The organism is Micromonospora endolithica (assembly GCF_003626595.1).
GTDB lineage: Bacteria > Actinomycetota > Actinomycetes > Mycobacteriales > Micromonosporaceae > Micromonospora > Micromonospora endolithica.
Genome location: NZ_RBAK01000007.1, coordinates 365,177 through 384,181, shown reverse-complemented (window position 1 = coordinate 384,181; position 19,005 = coordinate 365,177). Strand labels below are relative to the sequence as shown.

At 71.4% G+C, this 19,005-nt stretch carries 20 protein-coding genes; 12 read left to right on the top strand and 8 right to left on the bottom strand.

Annotated features, from left to right (window positions below; all coding sequences use genetic code 11):
- Positions 1 to 793 (bottom strand): ABC transporter ATP-binding protein (locus D7223_RS19930; RefSeq protein WP_147442472.1); only part of this gene is annotated, 793 nt, incomplete at its 3' end.
- Between the two features lie 325 nt (positions 794 to 1,118).
- Between D7223_RS19930 and D7223_RS19925 the strand changes: the two genes are divergently transcribed.
- The 5 genes from D7223_RS19925 to D7223_RS19905 all read left to right on the top strand — a co-directional run bounded on the left by D7223_RS19925 (position 1,119) and on the right by D7223_RS19905 (position 8,236).
- Positions 1,119 to 2,555, top strand: a complete 1,437-nt coding sequence (locus D7223_RS19925) for a TldD/PmbA family protein (protein WP_120729903.1) — start codon at positions 1,119 to 1,121, stop codon at positions 2,553 to 2,555.
- A 58-nt stretch (positions 2,556 to 2,613) separates the two neighbouring features.
- Positions 2,614 to 4,035 (top strand): TldD/PmbA family protein, encoded by a 1,422-nt coding sequence (locus D7223_RS19920; protein ID WP_120729902.1) that lies wholly within the window; start codon positions 2,614 to 2,616, stop codon positions 4,033 to 4,035.
- Between the two features lie 292 nt (positions 4,036 to 4,327).
- A complete protein-coding gene (locus D7223_RS19915) occupies positions 4,328 to 5,155 on the top strand; it encodes a hypothetical protein (protein WP_120729901.1) in 828 nt (275 codons plus the stop codon).
- A gap of 12 nt (positions 5,156 to 5,167) precedes the next feature.
- The gene (locus D7223_RS19910; protein ID WP_120729900.1) at positions 5,168 to 7,135 is read left to right on the top strand and encodes a fumarate reductase/succinate dehydrogenase flavoprotein subunit; all 1,968 of its coding nucleotides are present in this window, start codon (positions 5,168 to 5,170) and stop codon (positions 7,133 to 7,135) included.
- A gap of 3 nt (positions 7,136 to 7,138) precedes the next feature.
- Positions 7,139 to 8,236 carry a succinate dehydrogenase/fumarate reductase iron-sulfur subunit gene (locus D7223_RS19905; protein WP_120729899.1) on the top strand — a complete coding sequence of 366 codons (1,098 nt, stop codon included), beginning with the start codon at positions 7,139 to 7,141 and terminating at the stop codon, positions 8,234 to 8,236.
- A gap of 181 nt (positions 8,237 to 8,417) precedes the next feature.
- On the opposite strand, the gene D7223_RS19900 is transcribed toward D7223_RS19905, so the two are convergent.
- Positions 8,418 to 8,870 (bottom strand): (deoxy)nucleoside triphosphate pyrophosphohydrolase, encoded by a 453-nt coding sequence (locus tag D7223_RS19900; RefSeq protein WP_120729898.1) that lies wholly within the window; start codon positions 8,868 to 8,870, stop codon positions 8,418 to 8,420.
- 182 nt (positions 8,871 to 9,052) lie between these two features.
- Between D7223_RS19900 and D7223_RS19895 the strand changes: the two genes are divergently transcribed.
- Positions 9,053 to 9,358 (top strand): pterin dehydratase, encoded by a 306-nt coding sequence (locus D7223_RS19895; protein ID WP_120729897.1) that lies wholly within the window; start codon positions 9,053 to 9,055, stop codon positions 9,356 to 9,358.
- A gap of 122 nt (positions 9,359 to 9,480) precedes the next feature.
- Positions 9,481 to 10,224, top strand: coding sequence for a hypothetical protein (locus tag D7223_RS19890; RefSeq protein WP_120729896.1), 744 nt, complete (start codon positions 9,481 to 9,483; stop codon positions 10,222 to 10,224).
- 56 nt (positions 10,225 to 10,280) lie between these two features.
- Here the strand turns inward: D7223_RS19890 and D7223_RS19885 are convergent, their stop codons facing one another.
- Positions 10,281 to 10,682 carry a VOC family protein gene (locus D7223_RS19885; protein ID WP_120729895.1) on the bottom strand — a complete coding sequence of 134 codons (402 nt, stop codon included), beginning with the start codon at positions 10,680 to 10,682 and terminating at the stop codon, positions 10,281 to 10,283.
- Positions 10,683 to 10,795: 113 nt separating this feature from the next.
- Between D7223_RS19885 and D7223_RS19880 the strand changes: the two genes are divergently transcribed.
- The 3 genes from D7223_RS19880 (at position 10,796) to D7223_RS19870 (ending at position 13,010) form a co-directional block, all read left to right on the top strand.
- On the top strand, positions 10,796 to 11,677 hold the full coding sequence (locus tag D7223_RS19880; RefSeq protein ID WP_120729936.1) for a LysR family transcriptional regulator: 882 nt from the start codon (positions 10,796 to 10,798) through the stop codon (positions 11,675 to 11,677).
- 36 nt (positions 11,678 to 11,713) lie between these two features.
- A complete protein-coding gene (locus D7223_RS19875; RefSeq protein ID WP_120729894.1) occupies positions 11,714 to 12,076 on the top strand; it encodes a PH domain-containing protein in 363 nt (120 codons plus the stop codon).
- A gap of 202 nt (positions 12,077 to 12,278) precedes the next feature.
- Positions 12,279 to 13,010 carry a class I SAM-dependent methyltransferase gene (locus tag D7223_RS19870; RefSeq protein ID WP_120729893.1) on the top strand — a complete coding sequence of 244 codons (732 nt, stop codon included), beginning with the start codon at positions 12,279 to 12,281 and terminating at the stop codon, positions 13,008 to 13,010.
- A 42-nt stretch (positions 13,011 to 13,052) separates the two neighbouring features.
- Here the strand turns inward: D7223_RS19870 and D7223_RS19865 are convergent, their stop codons facing one another.
- Together D7223_RS19865 and D7223_RS19860 are read right to left on the bottom strand one after the other, a co-directional pair.
- Entirely contained in the window at positions 13,053 to 14,336 is a 1,284-nt protein-coding gene (locus tag D7223_RS19865; protein ID WP_120729892.1) for an RNA polymerase sigma factor, read from the bottom strand.
- Positions 14,329 to 14,664 (bottom strand): YciI family protein, encoded by a 336-nt coding sequence (locus tag D7223_RS19860; protein WP_120729891.1) that lies wholly within the window; start codon positions 14,662 to 14,664, stop codon positions 14,329 to 14,331. The genes D7223_RS19865 and D7223_RS19860 overlap by 8 nt, the downstream gene beginning before the upstream one ends.
- Before the next feature lie 336 nt (positions 14,665 to 15,000).
- Between D7223_RS19860 and D7223_RS19855 the strand changes: the two genes are divergently transcribed.
- Together D7223_RS19855 and D7223_RS19850 are read left to right on the top strand one after the other, a co-directional pair.
- The gene (locus D7223_RS19855; protein ID WP_120729890.1) at positions 15,001 to 15,939 is read left to right on the top strand and encodes a hypothetical protein; all 939 of its coding nucleotides are present in this window, start codon (positions 15,001 to 15,003) and stop codon (positions 15,937 to 15,939) included.
- 242 nt (positions 15,940 to 16,181) lie between these two features.
- Complete coding sequence (locus D7223_RS19850; protein ID WP_337589453.1) at positions 16,182 to 16,820, top strand: SanA/YdcF family protein; 639 nt, start codon at positions 16,182 to 16,184, stop codon at positions 16,818 to 16,820.
- Positions 16,821 to 16,868: 48 nt separating this feature from the next.
- Here D7223_RS19850 and D7223_RS19845 read toward each other — a convergent pair whose 3' ends face one another.
- The 3 genes from D7223_RS19845 to D7223_RS19835 form a co-directional block, all read right to left on the bottom strand.
- Positions 16,869 to 17,849 (bottom strand): hypothetical protein, encoded by a 981-nt coding sequence (locus tag D7223_RS19845; protein WP_147252682.1) that lies wholly within the window; start codon positions 17,847 to 17,849, stop codon positions 16,869 to 16,871.
- Complete coding sequence (locus D7223_RS19840) at positions 17,846 to 18,361, bottom strand: SigE family RNA polymerase sigma factor (protein ID WP_238162122.1); 516 nt, start codon at positions 18,359 to 18,361, stop codon at positions 17,846 to 17,848. Before D7223_RS19840 ends, D7223_RS19845 begins: the two co-directional genes overlap by 4 nt.
- A gap of 87 nt (positions 18,362 to 18,448) precedes the next feature.
- A complete protein-coding gene (locus tag D7223_RS19835; protein WP_202864678.1) occupies positions 18,449 to 18,973 on the bottom strand; it encodes a GNAT family N-acetyltransferase in 525 nt (174 codons plus the stop codon).
- Positions 18,974 to 19,005: the final 32 nt, after the last annotated feature.

Here is a 19,005-nt window from a genome sequence, read left to right as displayed (position 1 = left end):
GCTGCACACCGCCGGACTCCACCGCCCGCCCCCCATACATCACCAACACCTCGTCAGCCACCTGCGACACCACCCCGAGATCATGAGTGATCAGCACGATCGCCGAGGCGAACTCCGCCTGGAGATCAGCCAACAGGTCGAGGATCTGCGCCTGCACCGTCACGTCCAACGCCGTGGTCGGCTCATCGGCGATCAACAAATCCGGATCATTGACCAGAGCCATCGCGATCATGACCCGTTGCCGCATCCCACCGGAGAACTCATGCGGATACTGAGCGAACCGACGAGCCGGCTGCGGAATACCCACCCGACCCAACATGTCCACCGCACGCTGCCGCGCCTCCCGCCGACCAGCCCCCGGATGGTGCACCCGATACGCCTCAGCGATCTGCCGACCCACCGTGTAGTAAGGATGCAACGCGGACAGCGGATCCTGGAAGATCATCGCCATGTCCCGGCCACGCAGCCGACGTACCTCCTCATCCGCAAGACCGACCAACTGGCGGCCGCCGACGGTGATCCCACCGGTGACGACAGCCCGCTTCGGGTCGTGCAGACCGAGGATCGCCAACGAGGTCACGCTCTTACCGGAGCCGGACTCGCCGACGATGCCCAGAGTCCGCCCCCGATCGACGCTGAACGACACCCCGTCCACCGCACGGACCGTCCCGTCCTCGGTGTCGAAACGCACCCGCAGGTCCTCCACCCGCAGGTAGGGGCCGTCACCGGCGCGCGGCTCCGGGACGCCGGGGCGATCCGCCGCCGTGGCGGGCGTCGGCTCCGACATGTCCATGACCACCTCCCTCCGGGTGATGTAGGGAACCTACAACAGAATGCGGAGGGTGAAAATAACCTACAGAGGCCGGGCTGTCGGCGGGCCACAGCGTAACGGCTGGGCAACCCCCCGGAAACCCCTCGCTCTCTGCCACCCGCCGTTCCGGACGGACGCCGGGTGCGACGATGTCAGGGGCAGCCCGAACAGGAGCCGGGGGAACTGCTCTCCTGACGGATGTCGGGCCGCTCGCCTAGGGTCGGCGCATGAGCGAGCGGCAGCGAGCGGATCATCGGCACCGCGCGAAGGTGCCTCTTGGCGGCACGCAGCGAAACGGAGTGCCGGCATGAGCGAGTTCGACGCGGCCTCCGCCGCCGTCCAGGCCGCCCTCGACGCCGGCGCCCGATACGCCGACGCCCGGGTGATGCACCGCCGCTACGAGTCGATGTCCGCGCGCAACGGCGACATCGAGGAGCTGGCCCAGGACGAGAGCGTCGGGCTGGGCGTCCGGGCGCTGGTCGGGTCGAGTTGGGGCTTCCACGCCGTACCCGACCTGTCCGACGCCGCGGCCCGCGACGCCGGCCGGCGCGCCGCGCGGACCGCCGCCGCGAGCGCGCGCGTCCCCGGCCCGCCGATCGAGCTGGTCCCCGGTCCGGCCGCGGTGGCCAGTTGGGCCTCGCCGTGCACCGTGGACCCGCTCGGCGTGGCCCTGTCCACCAAGGGTGACCTGCTGGTGGAGGCCACGAAGACGATCGTCGACCACGGCGCCGACCACGCCGAGGGGCTCTACCAGATCTGGGACACCGCCAAGTGGTTCGTCTCCAGCGAGGGCCACCGGATCGACCAGCGCATCCGGGAGTGCGGCGGCGGCATCTCGGCCACCTCGATCGGCGACGGTGAGACGCAGCGTCGGTCCTACCCGAGCTACCGGGGGCAGTACGGCACCACCGGCTGGGAGCTGGTGGAGTCGCTCGACCTGGCCGCGCACGCCGCCGAGATCGCCGACGAGTCCCGCGCGCTGCTGACCGCGCCGCTCTGCCCGGCCGGCGAGACGGACCTGATCCTCGGCGGGGAGCAGCTCGCGCTCCAGATCCACGAGTCGGTCGGCCACGCCATCGAGCTGGACCGGATCCTCGGCTGGGAGGCAGCCTTCGCCGGCACGTCCTGGCTGGACCTGGCCCAGCTCGGTTCGCTGCGCTACGGCTCCGACCTGATGACCATCACCATCGACCCGACCCTGCCGGGCGCGCTGGGCAGCTTCGGCTTCGACGACGAGGGCTCGCCGGCGGTGAAGCGGGACGCGGTGCGGGAGGGCCGCTGGGTGGGTGTCCTCGCCGGCCGGGACTCCGCCTCCGTGGCCGGTCTCGACTACGCCGGCAGCGTCCGGGCGGACGGGTGGGCCCGACTGCCGATGGTGCGGATGACCAACGTCGGCCTGGAACCGGGCCCGCACACCCTGGAGGAGATCATCGCGGCCACCGACGACGGGGTGCTGATGGACCTCAACCGGTCCTGGTCCATCGACGACAAGCGGCTCAACTTCCAGTTCGGCTGCGAGGTCGGGTGGGAGATCAAGAAAGGGCGGCGGGGACGGCTGCTGCGCAACCCCACCTACACCGGCATCGGTCCGCACTTCTGGCGCTCGATGGACATGCTCTCCGCCGAGACGGTCGCCTGGGGCACACCGAACTGCGGCAAGGGCCAGCCGGGCCAGGTCGGGCACACCGGCCACCCGGCGGCGCCGGCCCGGTTCCGCAACGTGCGGGTGGGGGTTCGGGCGTGAGCGCGAGGAGTGAGCCGGTTCTGCGAGCCCCGCAGTCGCGAACGAAAGGGGGCTCCGCATGACCGAGCTGGACCTGGCCGGGCAGGTGGTCGAGCTGGTCCGCCGGCTCGGCGGCCCCGGCGCGCAGGCCGAGGCGACGGTGGTGCGCAGCGATCTCGCGCTGACCCGCTTCGCCAACTCGTTCATCCACCAGAACGTCGGCGAGTCCGGCGTCTCGGTCCGGCTGCGGTTGCACGTCGACGGCCGCACCGCCGCCGGCGGGGGCAGCCTGATCACCCAGGACGGGCTCCGGGCGCTGGTCGACCGCACCCTCGCCGCCGCACGGCTCGGTCCGCCGGACCCGGCGTGGCCGGGGCTGGCCCCGTCCGCGCCGACCCCGTCCGCCCCGGCCTTCGACGAGGCCACGGCGTACGCGGACCCGGACGACCGCGCCGAACGGGTACGCGCCTTCGTGGCCGCGGCCGGTGGGCTGACCACTGCCGGCTACTGCCGCACCGCGCACCGGTCGGCGGCCTTCGCCAACTCGACCGGTCACTCCGCGTCCGGGCGTACCGCCGAGGCGGCGATGGACGGGATCGCCCGTACCGGCGGCTCGGACGGAGTGGCCCGCCGGTGCGCCGACCGGATCGGCGACCTGGACGGCGCAGCCCTCGGCGCGCGGGCCGCCGCGAAGGCCCGCGCGGCGGCGGACCCGGTCGAGTTGCCGCCCGGCCGGTACGAGGTGGTGTTGGAACCCGCCGCGGTGGCCGACGTGCTGGAGAACCTGGCCTTCTACGGCTTCAACGGCAAGCGGTACGCCGAGCGGCAGTCCTTCGCGGAACCGGGCGTGGCCCAGTTCGACCCGGCGGTGACGCTGGTGGACGATCCGCTCCGCGGCTCCGGGCTGCCCTTCGACGCCGAGGGCACCCCGCGCGCCGCGGTGACCCTGGTCCAGGCGGGGACCACCCGGGGCGTGGTGCACGACCGGCGGACCGCCACGGAGGTCGGCGCGACCTCCACCGGCCACGCGGCGCCGGGAGCGACCACCTGGGGGCCGATCCCGCACAACCTGTGCCTGGCCGCCGAGCCCGGGGCCGACGCCCGCGCCTCGGTGGACACCCCGGGTGCGGCCGGCGCACCGGCCACGGCGGGTGATCTCTCCGGCGCGGTCGCCGACGTGGACACCGCGGCCCTGCTCGCCGGGGTGCGACGCGGCCTGCTGGTCAGCGACCTCTGGTACACCCGGGTGCTCGACCCGAAGACGCTGGTGATCACCGGGCTGACCCGCAACGGGGTCTGGCTGGTCGAGGACGGGGTGGTGACCAGGTCGGTCCGCGACCTGCGCTTCACCGAGTCCTACCCCCGGGTCCTCGGCCCGGGGGCGGTGCTCGGGGTGGGGCGGCACGCGGTCCGGCTGCCGGACCGGGTCGACGGGGTCTGGTGGGAGGCCCCGCCGCTGCGGCTCGCGTCGTGGAACTTCACCGGCGGCGCCTCCGGCTGACCGGCCGGCGGCAACGCTGCGTACCAGGTTCGTCGATGCCCGGTGACCTTCTTAACATCCGGACATCGATCCACGTCGGAGGGCTTTTGCCCGGCCCGGACACACGGGACACTGCCTTGCGCGGACGGCTCGCGGAGATCGGCGTAACGTGTGTCACTTAGCTGCGCCGTTATCGCCGGCGCGGCCGTTGGTGCGCGCATGACGTTGGCAAGCGGGTGCGGTTACGCCGGGCCGGTTGCCTACCGGAACTTGATCCGCCGCCCGTGAGGGCCCCGTCAGGGAGACGACTCGAATGACAGCACCGTCGGCCACGACGCCGACCACCAGGCCGGGGGGAGCGCGACCGCGCGCCGCCATCGCGGCGAGGACGTTGCGAACCGATCGCTGGTGGCTACAGCCCCTGATCATCGCCGCGATCCTGCTCTTCTTCATCGTCTACTCGACGATCCGCATCTTCATGGCGAAGTGGTACTACGTCGAGGACTACCACTACCTGACGCCGCTCTACTCGCCCTGCATCTCCACCGAGTGTGTGCCCGGGTCGGCGCACTTCGGCACGCCGCTCGGCGACTTCCCGTTCTTCATCCCGCTGGGCATCATCGCGTTCCCGATCGTGGCCGGCTTCCGGGTGACCTGCTACTACTACCGCAAGGCCGGCTACCGGTCGCTGTGGGCGTCCCCGCCCGCGTGCGCGGTGAACGAGCCGCACAAGTCGTACAGCGGGGAGACCCGGTTCCCGCTGTTCGTGATGAACTGGCACCGCTACTTCTTCTACCTCGCGGCGCTGATCCTGCTGGTCAACATCTACGACGCCGTGCTGGCGTTCCGGGGCCCGGACGGCAACTTCGGCGTCGGCCTGGGCACGTTGATCATCCTGGTCAACATCGTGGCGCTCGCCGGTTACACGGCCTCCTGCCACGCCTGCCGGCACGTGATGGGCGGGCGGCTCAAGCACTTCTCCAAGAACCCGGTGCGCTACCGCCTGTGGACCTTCGTGTCGAAGCTGAACGTCCGGCACGGCACGTTCGCCATGACGTCGCTGTTCACGGTGATCCTCACCGACTTCTACGTCATGGCCCTCTCGGCCGGCTGGTTCGACGACCTGCGCTTCATCAACTAGAAGGCCCCTGACATGACCACTACTTCGCGACCTGACCCCAGCACCACCACCCGCATCGAACGCCACCACTACGACGTCGTCGTGATCGGGGCCGGCGGCGCCGGCCTGCGGGCGGCGATCGAGGCCCGGCTGGCGGGCAAGAAGACCGCCATCATCTCGAAGTCGCTGTTCGGCAAGGCGCACACGGTGATGGCCGAGGGCGGCGCCGCCGCCGCGATGGGCAACGTCAACAGCCGGGACAACTGGCAGGTGCACTTCCGCGACACCATGCGCGGCGGCAAGTTCCTGAACAACTTCCGGATGGCCGAGCTGCACGCCAAGGAGTCGCCGCAGCGGATCTGGGAGCTGGAGACGTACGGGGCGCTGTTCGACCGTACGAAGGACGGCAAGATCTCGCAGCGCAACTTCGGCGGCCACGAGTACCCGCGCCTGGCGCACGTCGGCGACCGGACCGGTCTGGAGCTGATCCGCACCCTCCAGCAGAAGATCGTCTCCCTCCAGCAGGAGGACAAGGCCGAACTGGGCTCGTACGACGCCCGGATCAAGGTCTTCGCCGAGACGACGATCACCGAGCTGCTGCTCGACGGCGACCGGATCGCCGGCGCGTTCGGCTACTACCGGGAGTCCGGCGAGTTCATCCTCTTCGAGGCGCCGGCCGTGGTGCTGGCCACCGGTGGGGTCGGCCGGTCCTACAAGGTCACCTCGAACTCCTGGGAGTACACCGGCGACGGGCACGCCCTGGCGCTGCGCGCGGGCGCGACGCTGATCAACATGGAGTTCCTCCAGTTCCACCCGACCGGCATGGTCTGGCCCCCCTCGGTGAAGGGCATCCTGGTCACCGAGTCGGTGCGCGGCGACGGTGGCGTCCTCAAGAACTCCGAGGGCAAGCGGTTCATGTTCGACTACGTCCCGGACGTCTTCCGCAAGCAGTACGCGGAGACCGAGGAGGAGGCGGACCGCTGGTACACCGATCCGGACAACAACCGGCGTCCGCCGGAGCTGCTGCCCCGCGACGAGGTGGCCCGGGCGATCAACAGCGAGGTCAAGGCCGGCCGGGGCACCCCCGCCGGTGGCGTCTACCTGGACATCGCCAGCCGCAAGCCGGCCGAGGAGATCCGCCGCCGGCTGCCCTCGATGTACCACCAGTTCAAGGAACTGGCCGACGTCGACATCACCGCCGAGCCGATGGAGGTCGGCCCGACCTGCCACTACGTGATGGGTGGCGTGGAGGTCGACCCGGACTCGGGCGCCGCCTTCGGTCACGTCCGCGGGCTGTTCGCCGCCGGTGAGGTCTCCGGCGGCATGCACGGCTCCAACCGCCTCGGCGGCAACTCGCTGTCCGATTTGCTGGTCTTCGGCAAGCGGGCGGGCGGCCACGCCGCGTCGTACGCCGACGGCCTGAGCGGGCGCCCGAAGGTGCCGGTGGCCGCGGTCGAAGCCGCGGTGGAGACGGCCCTGGCGCCGTTGCAACGGGACACCGGGGAGAACCCGTACACCCTTCAGCAGGATCTCCAGGCCGTGATGGGAGATCTAGTAGGAATCATCCGCCGGCAGGGTGAGCTTGAGGACGCGTTGGGCCGGCTCACCGAGCTGCGCGAGCGGGTGGCCAAGGTCAGCGCGGCCGGCGGCCGGCGCTACAACCCGGGCTGGCACCTGGCGCTCGACCTGCGCAACATGCTGGTCGTCTCGGAGTGCACCGCGAAGGCGGCCCTGGAGCGGCAGGAGTCCCGCGGCGGGCACACCCGGGAGGACTACCCGGCCATGGAACCGGCGTGGCGCCGGGTCAACCTGGTCTGCGCGCTGGAGGGCGACACCGTACGCCTGGAGCGCAAGCCGCTGCCGAAGATGCGCCCCGAGCTGGTCGGCCTGTTCGACCGTGCGGAGCTGGCCAAGTACCTCACCGACGAGGAGCTGACCGAGTTCGACGCCCTCGTCGCCGCCGACGAGAACGCCGACGCCGCCGCCGAGAAGGAGCGCTGACGAATGGGTGCCAACGATCCGCAGGCGGCCGGCAAGCCGGCCACCAAGCGCCAGTTCCGCATCTGGCGGGGCGACGAGAACGGCGGCGACCTGCAGGACTACACGGTCGAGGTGAACGAGGGCGAGGTCGTCCTCGACGTGATCCACCGCCTCCAGGCCACCGACGCGCCGGACCTGGCCTGCCGGTGGAACTGCAAGGCGGGCAAGTGCGGCTCCTGCTCGATGGAGATCAACGGCAAGCCGAAGCTGAGCTGCATGACCCGGATGTCGACGTTCACCGAGGACGAGACGATCACGGTGACGCCGCTGCGGACCTTCCCGATCATCCGGGACCTGGTCACCGACGTGTCGTTCAACTACGAGAAGGCCCGGGAGACGCCGGCCTTCGCGCCGCCGCCGGGCGTCGCGCCGGGTGACTACCGGATGCAGCAGATCGACGTGGAGCGCTCGCAGGAGTTCCGCAAGTGCATCGAGTGCTTCCTCTGCCAGAACGTCTGCCACGTGGTGCGCGACCACGAGGAGAACAAGACGGCGTTCTCCGGGCCGCGCTACTTCATCCGGGCCGCCGAACTGGACATGCACCCGCTGGACGCGCGCAACGACCGCAAGGAGTACGCGCAGGCCGAGCAGGGCCTCGGGTTCTGCAACATCACCAAGTGCTGCACCGAGGTCTGCCCGGAACACATCAAGATCACCGACAACGGGATCATCCCCATGAAGGAACGGGTCGTCGACCGCAAGTATGATCCCCTCGTGTGGCTTGGTAGCAAGATCTTCCGGAGGGGTCAGGTGCCTCAGACCAGCGTGACCAGCGGGCATTCCAGCGGTGCCGTGCACTCCAGCGGCGGGGCCGGTGGCCAGCACTCGCACGCCGGCGGTTCGCACGACCCGCAGGCCGAGTTGCAGGCCCAGAAGGGTGTCAACTGGCACCGCGAGGTGCCGCACCCGACCGCCCCGGCGGTCGACGACCGCGGCAAGCTGCCGCTGACCGAACTCACCTTCGACCGCGCGGCGGCACCCTCGCCGTTCGGCGACGACGTGACCTTCCCGCTGCCTCCGGAGCACCTCAACTTCGCCCACCCGGACCAGGACAAGCACTGACGGGCACCGCACCACGACGGGGGCCACGGCACACGCCGCGGCCCCCGTTCCCGTTCCTCCCCACGCCGAGCCGCCGCGGGCCGCCGCGCGAGCCGCCGCGCGAGCCGCAAGATCACGCTCGAACCATGAAGTAGTGGTCATCCCGGCGGTTCGAGGCCACTACTTCCCTGTTCGTGCACGATCAACGCGCCGCGTCCTCGGGGGCCAGCAGGGGGCGCAGGGCGGCGACGATCGGAATGTCGGCGGGCAGCCAGGTGACCGAGTCGAGTTCGCCGGCGGAGAGCCAGCGCAGCGCCGAGTGCTCCAGTGCCTGCGGCTGGTCGTCGTGCAGCAGGCGGGCGGCGTACACCTTCAGCACGGAACGGCCGTGCGCCATCCGTACGTTGCGGCCGACCCGGTCGCCGACCTCCACGCGTACGGCGAGTTCCTCGGCGCACTCCCGGACCAGCGCGGCCGTCTCGCTCTCCCCCGGCTCGACCTTGCCGCCCGGGAACTCCCACATGCCCGCCACCTCGGGCGGGGCGGCTCGGGCGCAGGCGAGGACCTGCCCGTCCCGGATGATCGCCGCTCCGACGACGACCTTCAGGTCCCGTCGCTCGGCCTGCCCGCCACTGTTAGCCCGTTCGGTCCGCACGGGCGTCCAGCGTGCCAGATCAATCGGCGGTTTGGGTACCGTGGCCGACCATCAGGTCAGGAGAACACGGAAGTGTGGGCGTGGACACACCAACCGTGCGAGGACAGACTTGAGACACCGACAAGACACGGGACGGCGACGATTTGGCCACGAGCCGGCAACGACGCCTGGGAGGTGCGGTCATGCGCGTGCTCTTCACCGGCCGCGCCAAGGGCGACTATCTCAGCGACGCTCTCACTCTACTCAGCGGCTGGGTCCGCGAGGGAGAGCGGATCAGTCGCACTCTCGTGATCGACGACGCGCAGCACGCGGCCCTGACCGAGCGGGTCAAGGTGGTCGCCGACGCGCTGCACCTGCGGCCGGAGATCAACCGGCTACCCGACCAGACCCGCATCCGGGTCGGCCACGTCGACGCTCCCCTCTCCGACGGCGAGGTCCTGCTGGCCGCCCGGATCGAGGACGCCTACCGGGCGGTCACCGAGTCCTGAGTTCCCGCCGGTTGCCGTGGTCGCCCGACGGCGTGTCCGGTCGCACGGCTGCCCGACGTCCCGGTCGCGGGCCCGCGGATGACGGCACTCCAGCGCGTGCTTTCCTCACTAAGCTGCTCGCCATGCCACCGACCGCGCTGCGTCGCGCCGCCCGCATCTGCCTCATGCTCATGGTCTTCACGGCGCTCGCTGCCACTGCCGCACCCTGGGTGACCCGGGCCAACGGCGACGCGCTCATCGGGCTCGACCTCGGCTACCTCGCTGGTGAGCTGCGCGACCAGCCGCACCCGGTGGCCCAGCTCTTCGTGGAGGCCCTGCAACTGCCCGTCTTCCTCGCGATTCTGCTGGCCCCCGGCGTCGCGGTGCGCTCGCGTCAGGGGCGGATCGGCGCGGTGTTCCTCGGGCTGCTCGCCACCGCGGTGGCCGTGCTCATGGCGATCTCCCTGCACAGCCGGATCGAGGACTACTGGGAACCGGCGTGGGAGCAGCGATACGAACTCTTCGCCGTCGCGGTGGGGCTGGTCGCGGTGGTGGTCCTCGCCGCCGTCGTCGCGTTGGCCGCCGGGCGCGGCCAGGCGTACGCGGTGGCCGTGGCGCTGCTGCTGGTCGGCTCGGCGGCGTTCCACCTCTACAGCGTCGCGGTCCTCTCGTCGCTGACGTCCATCGGTGTCGAGGTGAGCCCGCTGGCCTGGGCGCCCGGGCTGACGTGGCTGCTCGCGGCCGGTTGTGCCCTGGTGGCGGCACGGACGGACCGGGCGGGCGGGGCCAGCGGGGCCGGCGGCGGTCACCGCGACCGGGTCGAGCCGGGCGAGCGCCGCACGGCGGAGCCGGCGGCCACCGAGGCGTACGGGGCGCCGCAGGGCTGAGCCGCACGACGCGATGTCGGGGGCGCCGGCACACCCGTGGTGAGTCGGCTGGCCCGTCAGCCGGACGCGTCCTGCGGGTACCAGCGCAGTTCCACCACGTTGCCGTCCGGGTCGCGGACGTAGACCGAGGTGGCTTCGCCCCGGGCGCCGAACCGGCCGACCGGGCCCTCGACGACGGTGAACGTTCCCGAGTCGATCACCGCCGCCCAGTCCAGTGGTGCCACCACCAGGCAGAAGTGGTCGACGTTGGCCTCGCCCCGGTCCCGGCGCACCAGGTCGACGATGGTGTCCGGGTCGACGCGTACGGAGGGGAACGGCACCTGGCCGGCCCGCCACTCGTCGACCCGCACCGGAGTGAGGCCGAGCGGACCGCAGTAGAAGTCGAGGGCGCGTTCCACGTCGGAGACGTTGAGCACGAGGTGGTCGAAGCCGGTCACACGCAGGGTTTCGGTGGTCATGAGGTCGCCCTTCGTCGGGGATGTCCGCCCCGCTGACGATCCCCGTTCCGGTACGCCCGACCAAGACCCGATCGGCGTACGATCGTTGTCCCCAGGGCAACGATGGAGTGGCGGTGCTGGAGCGGTACGAGATCGAGGCGTTCCTGACCCTCGCCGAGGAACTGCACTTCGGCCGGACGGCCGCCCGCCTGGGCGTGACCACCGGACGGGTCAGCCACGTGATCCGGCGGCTGGAGCGTCGGGTCGGTGCCCCGCTGTTCGCCCGCACCAGCCGGGTCGTGCGGCTGACCCCGTTGGGCCGGCAGCTCGCCGACGACCTGGCGCCGCTGGTCACCGGCATCCAGGAGGCGGTACGCCGGGCGGTGGACGCCGGCCGAGGGGTCACCGGTCACCTGCGGGTGGCCTTCCTGGGTGAGTGGACCGCCCCGGTGCTGCTGCGCGCCGTGGCCCTGTTCACCGAGCGGCACCCGGAGTGCGCCGTCGAGGTACGCGAGGTGCAGCTCTACGACTCCCGGCCCAGCCTGGTGGACGGGTCGATCGACCTGCTCCTGGCCGCGTACCCCTTCGACGGGATGGCGTGCGGCCCGGCGCTGCTGACCGAGGCCCGCGTGCTCGCGGTGGCCGCCGGGAGCCCGCTGGCCGGGGAGGCGTCGGTCTCCCTGGAGGTGCTCGGCGACCATCCGGTGGTGCAGTACCCGGCGGTGACCTCGGCCGGGTTCAAGCGGGACCGGACGCCGGAGCGGACCCCCGCCGGCCGGGCGGTGACCCGGGGGCCGGCCGGCAACACGTTCTCCGAGATGCTGACGCTGGTCGCGATGGGCCGCGGGGTGCTGCCGGTGGGCGAGCACACCCGCCGGTACTACCCGCGCCCCGACGTGGCGTACGTGCCCATCCACGACGCCCGCCCGATCGAACGTGGCCTGGTCTGGCGGGAGGACAACACCACCGCCCGGGTCCGCGCGTTCGTCCGGGCCGCGACCGACGCGCACGGTTGATCTTGCTGTTGGCGGGGCGTACCTACCCTGGGGAACATGGCCAACGCGACGTACGACCGCAAGGAACAGTTCCAGCAGATCCAGAGCGGCCTGCTCGACGGTGAGCGGATCATCGCCGTCTACGACGCCGTCGGAACCGGCACCGGCTTCATCGGCCTGACCGACCGGCGCGTGATCATCCAGGACCGCTCGTTCGTCGGCAAGCGGTACGCGATCACCAGCATCCCGTACTCGAAGATCACCAGCGTGAGTGTGGTCAGCAACAAGTCGTGGGGCGGCTCGTTCTTCTCCACCGGCGCGATCGCGATCCACGTCGGCACGCACACCTACGAGGTGGAGTTCCGGGGCGACCAGAAGAGCCACCACGTGCACAACGTGATCCTGCACTACATCAGCTGACGCAAATGCGGTTGCCGCCGCGGTCCGGTCCGGGTTGGGTGGGAGGCACGCCGAGCGAAGGGAGACGACGATGTCGCACGCGTCGAGGTCCGTCCAGGTAGGAAACCCCCAACCCACGGAATCGAGGCTTCGTGAGTACGTGCACCTCCGCGATCCCGGCGCCGGAGCGCGCCGCTGACCGCACCACCCGGGGAGGCCGGTGATGTCGGTCTTCGACGATCCCGGTCTCTTCGGCCGGCTGTGGGCCGCCGGCTACGACGGTCCCGGCAACCCCGATCCGGCCCCGGCGGTCGACTTCCTCGTCGACCTGGCCGACGGCGGCCCGGTCCTGGAACTCGCGATCGGCACCGGCCGCGTCGCGCTGCCGCTGGCCCAGCGGGGCGTCACCGTCGAGGGTGTCGAGGCGTCACCGGAGATGGTGGCGAAGATGCGCGCCAAGCCCGGCGGCGACGGCATCCCGGTCGCTCTCGGCGACATGGCCGACGTGCCGGTGACCGGCCCCTACCGGCTGGCGTACCTGGTGTTCAACACCCTGTTCAACCTGGTCGACGCGGAGCGGCAGGCGGACTGCTTCCGCAACGTCGCCCGGGTGCTCGCACCCGGCGGCGCGTTCGTCATCGAGACGTTCGTGCCGGACCCGGCCGACTTCGACCGGAACGAACAGGTCCAGATGCGGGAGGTGACCGAGGATTCGGCCACCCTCCGCCTGCACCAGTACGACCGCGCGGCGCAGACGTTCGTCCGGCAGACCATCACGTTCGACTCCGCCGGCGTCCACCTGCGTCCCTTCGCGATGCGGTACCTGTGGCCGGAGCAGGTCGACGAGCTGGCGGAGCGGGCCGGGCTCCGGCTCGCCGAGCGGCACGCCGACTGGCACCGGACCCCGTTCGGTCCGGACAGCCCCTCCCACATCTCCGTCTACCGCAAGCCGTAGCCCATCCGCTGCCGCACGCAGCAGTTCCCGGGAAAGAGTTGGCTATCCGAGCGCGGATGACCACTCTTCCCCGGGAACCGCGTCCGGCGGAGGCGGGGGCGCGAGGTCGTCGGCGCGGTCGAGCAGCGCCCGGCGTTCCGCCCCGGTGTGGGCCTCGGCGGCCTGCCGGAACAGGGCGGCGGCCCTTCGGCGGTCACCCTGGCGGGCCACCAGGTCCGCCTCGACGGCGACCGCCAGCGGGTACCCGTCCAGCGCCCCGCCACCGCGGGCGACCCCGAGCAGGTGCAGCCCCACCGCCGGCCCGTACGCGTAGCCGTGCGCCACCGCCCGGTTCAGCGCGACCACCGGTGACGGCTGGACCTCGGCCAACCGGTCGAACCCCCGGGCGACGGCGACCCAGTCGGTGGCCGCGACCGACACGGCCGTGGCGTGGCACGCGGCGATCCGGGCCTGGAGGGCGTACGGCCCGTCGCCGGTGGCCCGGGCCAGCGCGGCCAGCCCTTCGGCGACGGCCGCCCGGTCCCAACGGGAGCGGTCCTGCCGGTCCAGCGTCAGCAGCCGGCCGTCGGCGTCCCGCCGGGCGTCGCGGCGGGAGTGCTGGAGCAGGAACAGGGCCAGCAGGCCGGCGATCTCCGAGCGCCCCGGCAGCAGCCGGTCGAGCAGCCGCGCCAGCCGGATCGCCTCGTCGGCGAAGGCCGGCTCGCCGTCGGCGTCGTAGCCCCGGGTGAACAGCAGGTACAACACGGCGAGGACGCCGGGCAGCCGTTCGGTCAGCGCCGGCCCGGTGGGCACCCGGTAGGGGATGCCGGCGGTCGCGATCCGGGTCTTCGCCCGGGTCAACCGACGGGTCATCGTCGACTCGCTGACCAGCAGCGCGCGGGCGATGTCCGCGGTGGGCACCCCACAGACGGTACGCAGGGTCAGCGCGACGCGCGCCTCCAGCGCCAGCGCCGGGTGGCAGCAGGTGAAGACGAGCCGCAGCCGGTCGTCCACGATGTCCCCCTCCGTCGGTGGCCCGTCGTCGCCCGCGCCGGTCAGGGCGAGCACGGCCAGCTCACGCAGCTTGCGCTGCTCCACCGCCGCGCGCCGGAGCACGTCCAGGGCGCGGTTGCGGGCCACCGTCATCAGCCAGCCGCCCGGGTTGGCCGGTACGCCCTCGGCGGGCCACCGCTGCCACGCCAGCGTCAACGCCTCCTGGGCGCAGTCCTCGGCCAGCGTCCAGTCGCCGGTGACCCGGATCAGGGTGGCGACGATCCGGGCGTACGACCCGGCGGCGGCGGTGGCGACGGCCTCCGTGGCCGTCGCCGCCGCGCGCCGGTCAGGCATCCGGGTTGAGGAAGGGCCGCAGCTCGATCCGGCCCTCCCGGGCCATCGGGTGGGTACGCGCGACCTCGATCGCCTCGTCCAGGTCCGCGCACTCCAGCAGGTCGAACCCCACGATCACCTCCTTGGTCTCGGTGAACGGGCCGTCCGACACCAGCAGTTCGCCGTTGCGGACCCGGACGGTGGTCGCCGCCGACGTGTCGGCCAGGATGTCGCCGGCCAGGCGTCGACCCCGGGTGTCGTTCTCGGCCACCCAGGCCTCGACGTCGGGCCAGTCGGACCGGTCGGTGTCCGGCTCGGTGTCGCTGCAGACGAACATCAGGTACTTCATCGTGTGCTCCTCTCGGGCTGTCCACCAGCATGACGAACGGCGACCGGCGTACCGGACAGCCCGCCGCCAACGGCGCGCGGAGCGGTTGTTCCGCCACCCGCCACCCGAGGGTGCGCATCGCGCTGGACGCCGCTGGTATGGGCGCCGCACCAGTTGGTATGGGCACCGCACCACCTTGGTATTACCCACAGGAGAGATCGATCTGATGAAATCTCTCTGCAGCCACTCACGCCGGCGAGTAGGCGCAATACCTTTTACGTTACTCAGCCCTGGGCGGGATCGGACCGGACTTTCCTGCATTCCTCCGCATTCATCAATCTCGAAGGGAAAGCGTAGATGTCCATCCAATGGAGCAAGAATTTCGCTGCGCTGGCGATACTGTCGCTGCTGTCCGCGCTGGTGGTGGTGGTGACGCCCGCGGCGAGCCGCCCTGCCGCCGCCGCGACCCGGACGTGGACCGGGCACGTCGACTGTTACGGCAACCTCACCAACACCGGTATCAACCTCAGGGCCGGGGACCGGGTACAGGTGACCAGCGCCACCGGTCTTTGCTACTTCTATCCGGGCCGGCCGTCCAACCGAATGCCGGGCGAGGGATTGAATTCCCGAATCGGTGCGAGTGAGTTCACCCACGGCGCCCCGGTCACCGCCACGGCGCCCATGGACGGCACGCTGTTCTTCTACTTCGGGGACAGCCAATACCAGGACAACTCGGGCAACGGCTACACCGTGACGGTGACTGTCCTCTCGGGTGAGCGGTGCAAGAACTTCACCACCACGAGTGAGTACCTCAAGTTGTCGATCGGCGATCTCTTCCGCGGGGTCCCGATGCCGTCCCACATCCGCCAGTTCGCCGACAGGTCCCTGCTCAGTCGACCGCTGGCCTACATGCAGCTCAAGGGCAGCTGGTGCTACCAGAACAACCGGGTCACCTGGAGGAGCATCCGTCCCGTCCAATCGGCGCTGACCGGTGACGGGCTCACCGGCCTCGTGCTCTCCGTGCAGAGCACGGCCACGGGCAGCATCGTCGAGGAGCAGTACAACGGGGCCACCCGCTACCGCATCGGCCCGACCAAAGCCGTCGTCTACCTCGAAGTCCCGGTCGCCGTCAATCTCACCATCGACGGTGTCGGCTTCACCCTTCCCGCCGGCGCCCGGCGGCCCATCTACACCATGGTGATGGACACCCTGCTCACCGGTTTCGGCGACGTCTCTTGCGCCGCCACCGCTTCCGCCCCGTGCAAAGTGCAGGCGTCGGCCGAATACACGAGATGATCAGCTCGTGTCCCGCTGAATCCTGACCGCTTCTCCGGTCGTCCCACAGCCGGGGCCGCCCTCGCTACGCGAACCGCGCGGCGGGGGCGGCTCCGCTCGCGGTCAGCGTTTGTCCGGGTGCAGCGACGACGGTCTTCCATTCGGGGCAGCCGGGCATACTTGCCGGCATGTGGGGACGACTCTCCCGGACGGCCGTCCGGCGTACACCGTCAGGCTCTCGGGTGCGGTGGTGGCGGCGCGCGGTGGTCGCGGCGGTAACCGGCGCGGCGCTGCTCACCGCCGGCACCATGGCGAGCGTGGCCTGGGCCCGCGGCGGCGCCGAGGGGCACATCTTCACCGAGGAGGCGGTACCCGAGGCGCCGGTCGCGCTCGTACTGGGCACCCGGGTGTACCCGGACGGCACCCCCTCGCCGTTCCTTGTCGGCCGGCTGGAGATCGCGTACCGGCTTTTCACCGCCGGCAAGGTCCGCGCCATCCTGGTGTCCGGCGACAACATGGAAGCGGACTACGACGAGCCGGGCGCGATGCGTCGCTGGCTGGTCGACCGGGGTGTGCCATCCGACAAGGTGGTGCGGGACCACGCCGGCTTCGACACGTACGACTCGTGCGCCCGCGCCAAGCGGATCTTCGGCGTGGACCGCGCGACGGTGATCACTCAGACCTTCCACCTGCCGCGCGCCGTCACCGTCTGCCGGCGGCTCGGCCTGGACGTCAACGGGGTCGGCGACGAGACGGCCCGGCGGTACGAACAGACCTGGCGGATCAGCTCCAGCCGGGAGTACGGCGCCAGCGTGAAGGCCGCGTGGGACGTGCTGTGGGGGCGGGACCCGGTCCACCTCGGCCGCCCCGAGACGGGCGTCGAGGACGCCCTGCGCGGCTGACCGGGCCCCGCGCCTGTTCGTGCGACGGAGCGGGGATCGAGACCTCGGTCAATCCTTGTGGGAACGCTCAGCCGCGGCGCGGTCGCTCGCCACGATGAGGTCGAGCAACTCCCTGCCCAGCCCGGCCGGGACCCGGACGCGACCGCCTGCGGTCGAGATCGCCTGTGGGCACTGCGCGTCGCCCAGCACCACGCTGACCCCGTCGAGGGCGATTCCCACCCGACCAGGTCCCTGCGGAGTGCATTCCTCGCCGGCGGGCACCGGGTCGCGCAGCTCGGTGAGGGCCGTCCGGATCCGGGCCAGCGTGCCGGCGTCCATCGCGGTGACCATGGGGCCGGCGTTCTCGCTGACGGCACTGGTGATGCGGTCGGGCAACATCAGGCCGCCCGAGGGTGGCGCCGACGGGCCGGCGGGCCAGGTGACCCGCTGGAGCAGCTGCTCGCGGTCCCTCTCGTTGCCCGGGATGAGGACGGCGGTCGCCATCTCCTCCTCGTTGAAGGCACGATAGGTCCACCAGCCCTCCAGTTCCTGCGTAGCCTGGAGCGGCTGCCCGTCCTTGACCACCAGTCGCTCTGGAGTGACGTATCGGGGAACTCCGGCCCGCACGAGGGCCAGCCACAGCTGGCCCTCCGACGTGCACTTCGTGGGCACGCCGCGGCTGAACCTGTCCCCGGGATCCCGCCGGCTGGCGAGGTAGACGGTGCGGGGCTCCGCGGTGCAGGGGTCGAAGGTCGTGACCTCGCTCGTCCGCCAGCCCTCCGGGACCGCGACCGACAGGCCACCCAGGTTCACCGTCTTTTCGGGCGCTTCGGCGACCTCGGACCGGTCGGGGGCCTCCGGCCCCAGGGGAAGGGCCGCCACGGTCGCGATCGCCGCCGCCACCGCGACCGATCCGGCGGTACCCCAGGCGCGGCGGCGCCGCCTGCTGCGCCGCCCGAGGCTGACCAGCCGGGCCGCGGGGTCGTTCTCCGTCGGCGTCACGGAGGCGGCGGCACGTGCGAGGAGTTCGCTGACATGGTGAGAATTCACGAGGTCTCCTTGGAGGATTCGACGAATAGACCGCTGGCCCGCAACGTCGCCAGGGCACGGGACGTACGGCTCTTGACCGTCCCCACCGCGATACCGAGGGTCTGCGCCACCTCGGCCTCCGAGGCGTCCGCCCAGAACCGCAACACGAGCACCACCCGCTGGTCAGCGGGGAGCCGACGCAGACTGGCGAGCACCTGCACGCTGAGATCCGACTGATCGGCGAAGCCCACGCGGGACGCATCCGGCAGCTCCCCGGTCGGCACCTCGCCGCGCCAGCGCCGGCGCCTCGCCCGCATCGCGGTGCGGACCATCACCCGCCGGACGTACGCCTCCGGCCGCCCGTCCGGCACGCCCAACCGGTGCCACGACCGGTAGGCCGCGATCAGCCCCTCCTGGGCGAGGTCCTCACCCAACCGGCCGTCACCGCTCAGCAACGCCCCGAAGCGAACGATCTCCCGGTACCGGCTGGCGACGAAGTCCTCGTAGCCGGCGGGTTCCGCCCTGCGAAGCAAGCCCATACCCAACTAAGGGGCCTGGGCCTGCCCGTTGGTTCCCGCCTCTGTCCGGATCACGCTCCAGGCCGGCTGGTTACCGACCCGCTATCCGAGGACGCGCAACCGCATCTGGACGTACGGCGCGTCGAGGGGGCCGGGCCGCGACCGCCCGTCCGGCTTCCACCCGTGCCGGGCGTAGAACGACCGGGCGCGGGCGTTGCGCTCCCAGACCTCCAACAGTCCGGTACGCAGTGACGCCTCGGCGAGGTAGGCGACGAATGCGGCGTGCAGGGTGCTGCCGACCCCGTTGCCCCACCGGCCCGGGGCGACGTGGATCTGGTAGAGCTGACCCACCGAACCCGGATCCTCGTCCGGCGAGTGCGGCGGCCCCATCGCTCCGACGCCGACGATTTCGCCGTCGACGTCGGCGCACACCACCCGCTTCACGGGCGACCGGATCGCCTCGGTCCAACCGGTCCGCTGCTCTCGTACCTGCGCCGGGTCGCGGACCGCCTCCGGCGCGAGCCCACCCGCCCCGTAGTAGGCCAGTCGCGCCCGCGTGTGCACGTCGATGACCGGTTCGAGATCGTCGAGGGTCGCCGTACGCACCCGCACCACCGCAGACGTCACGGGAGTCCACGTTAGTGCCCTGGTCCGGACCC

Excerpts from the sequence above, each read along its gene's own strand:
- D7223_RS19855 (WP_120729890.1), top strand. The coding sequence starts at position 15,001 with ATGTCCATCCAATGGAGCAAGAATTTCGCTGCGCTGGCGATACTGTCG.
- D7223_RS19860 (WP_120729891.1), bottom strand. The coding sequence starts at position 14,664 with ATGAAGTACCTGATGTTCGTCTGCAGCGACACCGAGCCGGACACCGAC.
- D7223_RS19885 (WP_120729895.1), bottom strand. The coding sequence starts at position 10,682 with ATGACCACCGAAACCCTGCGTGTGACCGGCTTCGACCACCTCGTGCTC.
- D7223_RS19895 (WP_120729897.1), top strand. The coding sequence starts at position 9,053 with ATGCGCGTGCTCTTCACCGGCCGCGCCAAGGGCGACTATCTCAGCGAC.
- D7223_RS19890 (WP_120729896.1), top strand. The coding sequence starts at position 9,481 with ATGCCACCGACCGCGCTGCGTCGCGCCGCCCGCATCTGCCTCATGCTC.
- D7223_RS19865 (WP_120729892.1), bottom strand. The coding sequence starts at position 14,336 with ATGCCTGACCGGCGCGCGGCGGCGACGGCCACGGAGGCCGTCGCCACC.
- D7223_RS19920 (WP_120729902.1), top strand. The coding sequence starts at position 2,614 with ATGACCGAGCTGGACCTGGCCGGGCAGGTGGTCGAGCTGGTCCGCCGG.
- D7223_RS19925 (WP_120729903.1), top strand. The coding sequence starts at position 1,119 with ATGAGCGAGTTCGACGCGGCCTCCGCCGCCGTCCAGGCCGCCCTCGAC.
- D7223_RS19915 (WP_120729901.1), top strand. The coding sequence starts at position 4,328 with ATGACAGCACCGTCGGCCACGACGCCGACCACCAGGCCGGGGGGAGCG.
- D7223_RS19875 (WP_120729894.1), top strand. The coding sequence starts at position 11,714 with ATGGCCAACGCGACGTACGACCGCAAGGAACAGTTCCAGCAGATCCAG.
- D7223_RS19910 (WP_120729900.1), top strand. The coding sequence starts at position 5,168 with ATGACCACTACTTCGCGACCTGACCCCAGCACCACCACCCGCATCGAA.
- D7223_RS19870 (WP_120729893.1), top strand. The coding sequence starts at position 12,279 with ATGTCGGTCTTCGACGATCCCGGTCTCTTCGGCCGGCTGTGGGCCGCC.
- D7223_RS19905 (WP_120729899.1), top strand. The coding sequence starts at position 7,139 with ATGGGTGCCAACGATCCGCAGGCGGCCGGCAAGCCGGCCACCAAGCGC.